This is a genomic window from Xenorhabdus mauleonii, assembly GCF_900113945.1.
In the GTDB taxonomy this organism is placed as follows: Bacteria; Pseudomonadota; Gammaproteobacteria; order Enterobacterales; family Enterobacteriaceae; genus Xenorhabdus; species Xenorhabdus mauleonii.
Genome location: NZ_FORG01000064.1, coordinates 1 through 4001 on the forward strand (window position 1 = coordinate 1; position 4001 = coordinate 4001).

The following is a 4001-nucleotide window of genomic DNA, read 5'->3' on the forward strand; positions in this document are numbered from 1 at the left end:
CGGCCTCAGGCAAAAATCACTGTTCCGGCAGACCACGAAAAGATAATCCATCCTGCCATACTCCCCACGACAAAAAGGAAAATCCGATGACAAACGCACACAGCTCCCGGTTCACCACTTTACGCCAACAACTTGACGCGTATCTGGATACGCAGGCCGCACAGGGAAAAAGCCCGCGCACGCTGGACAGCTACCGGGAACGGCTGTTGCCGTTCGTGGACTGGTGCGAACAGCGCACGGTTCGTTATCCTGCTCAGGTGACGCTGGGGTTGCTGGAAAGCTGGCAACGCACCCTGCGGGCATACCGCAAAGCCGACGGTCAGCCTTACAGCCACAACGGACAGCGTGAACGCCTGAGCACGTTGCGGTTGTGGTTCCGCTGGCTGTTGCAACGGCATCACCTTCTCTATAATCCCGCCGAGCAGCTGGTGTTGCTGAAAGAAGAGAAGCGGTTACCCGCCCAGATACTGAGTGAACGGGAAACGGTGCAGGTGCTGGACAGCCTGAATGACGGGAGTGTCTTGGGGCTGCGCAACCGGGTGATGCTGGAAGTGTTCTGGAGCAGCGGTATCCGGCGTATGGAGCTGCGCCAGCTCCGGCAAGGTGATATTGATGTCGAACGGGGTGCCGTGGTTATCCGGCAGGGCAAGGGTAATAAAGACCGGGTGGTGCCCATCGGGGCGCGGGCGCTGCACTGGCTGGCGCGCTATCTGATGTCGGTGCGTTCTGAACTGGCCGCACAGCATGACAGCGGCTACCTGTTTATCTCGCAAAAAGGCCGGCCGCTCAGTCTGGGGCATCTGACCCAGATAGCCGGCCAAGCCATCCGGCAGCAAGCCCGGCTGGACAAACCCGGTGCCTGTCACCTGTTCCGCCATTCGATGGCGACCCAGATGCTGGACAACGGGGCGGATATCCGCCATATCCAGGCGATGCTGGGGCATGAGAAGCTGGATACCACGCAACTTTACACGCGGGTCGCCATCGGCCAGCTTAAGAAAGTGCATCAGCAGACGCATCCGGCTGAACGGGCAGGCCACGGAGAACCGGATAATCCGCCGCCAAACGCTGACACCGAACCCCCGGAAAGCCGTGCAGTGCGGGAAGTGGCGGAGAGCATAGCACCCGACAACAACGCCCGGCGTGGCGGACAATCTGACCGTCCCCGTTGAGTTCGCGGGGTTCGGTGCGGGGGCAGACCGTGGCCGGACTGCCCGTTGGCATCGGTGTCTGCGGGGGTACGTGGGCAATGGCCGGCCTGAGCAAAGGTATCCCCGTTTAGTCGGTGCAGGCCGCCCAAAGCCCACTCAACATAATGTCGGGGAATTATACGCACGGTGCCGAGTGGCTTCCGGCGTTCAGCTGCCCAACGCACAGCGGCTTCATGCGTATAATACACATTATGTCTTGCGCCCCCGCTCATTAGTCCGCAGGGCACGGCGCACAAGGCTTCGCCTTCTGCTGTCAGCGTCTCAGCCAGTCCTCGGCAATCCGAGTTCTCCTTTAGCTGCCTTGCTGCGTCCAGCCAATATCCCTGAAGGCAGGTCGGCCTGCGGCCTCCGTGAATTTACCTCCCCCGCCCCAACCCTGCTGCATTGGCTACGCGCGGCTCGCAGTCGCAGGCTCCTTGCTCGTTCCCGTGCTCGCCATCTCCGCCCCGTGCAGCCCCCGCAGGGGGCTTCCCTTGAACAAAATCCTCTGTCATGCAAAAACGGCGTTGTATCTGAAACGTCGGTGATCCAGAGCGTCGCAGGGCGCCGCTTGCTGGCTCTCTGCCGCCCGCACCCGCAGAACGGCCGTCCGCCGCCCAAGCAAGTTGGGCGACGTTCGCCCGTTGCCGAAAGGGAAAACCGTTACAAAATCAGACTGTTCAACCTATCACGGGAAAAAATGGCCGCTATACTGCCTCTGGCGTTTTGGCAAAAAAATCCTGAAAGTGCGTATCGGCGTTTTTGGTTCGTGGCGTGGGTAAAATAGGGAAAGACGGTTCTTTAACAAGCTGATAATAAACGTAAAAATCGCTTTAAAAAGTATAACCGTGCTGGAACCTGCCCTATGACCCGATAGGGCTGCTGGGCGGGGTAAATCCGTATGGGTATGTGCATAACCCCACAAATTGGATCGATCCCTTAGGGTTGGAGGGATGTCCGAATAATATTAAGTATGGTGAATTAGATGAGTTAGGTCGGCCAACCGGAGTTCATGCTACTTTAGATAAAGGCCATATTAATACTGGTACACATGCTAACCCGAACATACAGCCTCCGGGATTTATTACAGGGAAAGGTTCTAATCGAGCTAGGGGGCATCTGCTCGGACGACAATTAGGTGGTTCTGGAGATGATGTAAGGAACCTAGTTACCCTTCAACAAAGACCTGCTAATACTCCTTTCATGAGTGGTGTAGAAGGTAGAATAAGAAAGGCCATGGAACAGGGTCAAGTGGTTGAATTTGAATCTATTCCTATTTATAAGGGTCCATCTAGAATTCCGGCGGGTATTACCATGAAAGCTGAAGGTTCGGGCGGATTCTATGAGTACGTAACGGTTCTTAACCCTCCGGGAATGTAAATAATGAGCATAAAGAGTTTAAATAATATACTGCCCTTGCCAGCCCATCCAAATGAGAATGGTCAGGGCGAAGAATGGCCATCGATAGATGATCGGCACCCTTTCCCTAAAAATTATATTGAATTTATCACTCAATATGGTACAGGCAGAATTGCTGATTTTATCACTATATTTAACCCATTTAGCGAAGATGATGACTTGAATTTTTTCAGGCAGAAAGAATGGGTTATTGAGGATTTTAATTCTCTTGTTGAATCTGATCCGGATTACTATCCGTTTATTCTTTATCCTGATAATAATGGGTTACTTCCTATAGGCGTTACTGATAACGGTGATTATATCTTTTGGGTCGCATCATCAGATGACTGTGAGTTGTGGAAGGTAGCCATTATTGCTGCAAGGGCACCAGAAGTTGAATATAGACAAGAAAACTTCATTGATTTTTTAGAAGGTATTTTATCAAGAAAGATCAAGTGCATGTCGTTTCCTGATGGTTTTCCACCTAATACTATAGAATTTAGTAGTATTTAAAAATAAGCCGGAAAGATCCCCAAGATCTTCCGGCTTTGTTTTTTAGAGCTGCTCATTCCCCGCTCTTAGCGGCTTTTGTAGTCGCCAATCAGCTCGCGCATTCGCAGCTTAATGTCACTGATTTGCTCGCGCTGGCGCTGGTATTGCTGTTTAAGGCTGTTTGTCTCGTCGCTGTCAGGGATCAGCACTAAACAGCCATCCATAATCTTCACCGTGACCGAGCCACCAATCTCAAACCCCGCCTGTTTAAGCCATTGCCCCTTAAGGTGTATCGCGAGCGGGGCACTGGCCTTGTCGTTTTGCGGGACGTATCCCACGGTGTAATAACGTTCTGTTTTAGCAGCTTTATTTTGCGCCGCGTTTTGCTTAGAATGCGCCTTAGCCATCATTCAACTCCTGATTAGTTGGTTGTGGTTAGCATTCTGATCGTGCTCCAACACGGTCAGAATGCGTTAAGTATCATCGTGTTATATTAATAACCTGCTTAATCTTCTCTTGTGTGATCGCCATATCCAGAAAATGACAAATCACGTCCTGATCTTCTGCCTTTAACTCATCAACCTGTTTACACAGCTCTTTTAGCCGCTTGTTTTTAATATCAAAAACTGGTGCGGTTGTGCCTTCTTCGCCCAGTAATAAGTGGTCAATACTGACTTCCAGTAACTGTGCCAGTTTGATGATGTAATCGAACTGTGGCTTAACCTGCCCCTGCTCCCAGCGTCCCACCATGCGGGGCTGAATATCCAGCAAATTAGCCAGTTCCAGCTGTGTTAGCTGTCTTTCCTTGCGCAATCCCGCAAGGCGCTTACCAAAATCAGTCATAAATGAACAAAGCCAGTTGATGTGTTTGTTCATCATGATAAGTGTCCTTTTTTAATGGAGGTCTTGAAAGTATTATAT

The 4001-nt window shown here is 51.6% G+C and carries 6 protein-coding genes; 4 read left to right on the forward strand and 2 right to left on the reverse strand.

Going from position 1 to position 4001, the window contains the following annotated elements; translation table 11 throughout:
* Window positions 1-86 precede the first annotated feature (86 nt).
* The 4 genes from xerC to BM100_RS21980 all read left to right on the forward strand — a co-directional run bounded on the left by xerC (window position 87) and on the right by BM100_RS21980 (window position 3101).
* Entirely contained in the window at window positions 87-1172 is a 1086-nt protein-coding gene (gene xerC / locus BM100_RS21965) for a site-specific tyrosine recombinase XerC (protein WP_092514875.1), read from the forward strand.
* Window positions 1144-1977 carry a hypothetical protein gene (locus BM100_RS23350; RefSeq protein ID WP_175495005.1) on the forward strand — a complete coding sequence of 278 codons (834 nt, stop codon included), beginning with the start codon at window positions 1144-1146 and terminating at the stop codon, window positions 1975-1977. Before xerC ends, BM100_RS23350 begins: the two co-directional genes overlap by 29 nt.
* A gap of 122 nt (window positions 1978-2099) precedes the next feature.
* A complete protein-coding gene (locus BM100_RS21975; protein WP_244590739.1) occupies window positions 2100-2570 on the forward strand; it encodes a DNA/RNA non-specific endonuclease in 471 nt (156 codons plus the stop codon).
* 3 nt (window positions 2571-2573) lie between these two features.
* The gene (locus BM100_RS21980) at window positions 2574-3101 is read left to right on the forward strand and encodes an SMI1/KNR4 family protein (protein WP_092514890.1); all 528 of its coding nucleotides are present in this window, start codon (window positions 2574-2576) and stop codon (window positions 3099-3101) included.
* A gap of 65 nt (window positions 3102-3166) precedes the next feature.
* On the opposite strand, the gene BM100_RS21985 is transcribed toward BM100_RS21980, so the two are convergent.
* Together BM100_RS21985 and BM100_RS21990 are read right to left on the reverse strand one after the other, a co-directional pair.
* Window positions 3167-3487: a SymE family type I addiction module toxin gene (locus tag BM100_RS21985; RefSeq protein ID WP_092514897.1), complete on the reverse strand. Its 321-nt coding sequence runs from the start codon at window positions 3485-3487 to the stop codon at window positions 3167-3169.
* A 73-nt stretch (window positions 3488-3560) separates the two neighbouring features.
* Entirely contained in the window at window positions 3561-3959 is a 399-nt protein-coding gene (locus tag BM100_RS21990; protein WP_092514904.1) for a helix-turn-helix domain-containing protein, read from the reverse strand.
* Between the last annotated feature and the right edge of the window lie 42 nt (window positions 3960-4001).

Bases quoted from the DNA above. Each gene is read 5' to 3' on its own strand.
- BM100_RS21985 (WP_092514897.1), bottom strand. From the start codon at position 3,487: ATGGCTAAGGCGCATTCTAAGCAAAACGCGGCGCAAAATAAAGCTGCT.
- BM100_RS21980 (WP_092514890.1), top strand. From the start codon at position 2,574: ATGAGCATAAAGAGTTTAAATAATATACTGCCCTTGCCAGCCCATCCA.
- xerC (WP_092514875.1), top strand. From the start codon at position 87: ATGACAAACGCACACAGCTCCCGGTTCACCACTTTACGCCAACAACTT.
- BM100_RS21990 (WP_092514904.1), bottom strand. From the start codon at position 3,959: ATGATGAACAAACACATCAACTGGCTTTGTTCATTTATGACTGATTTT.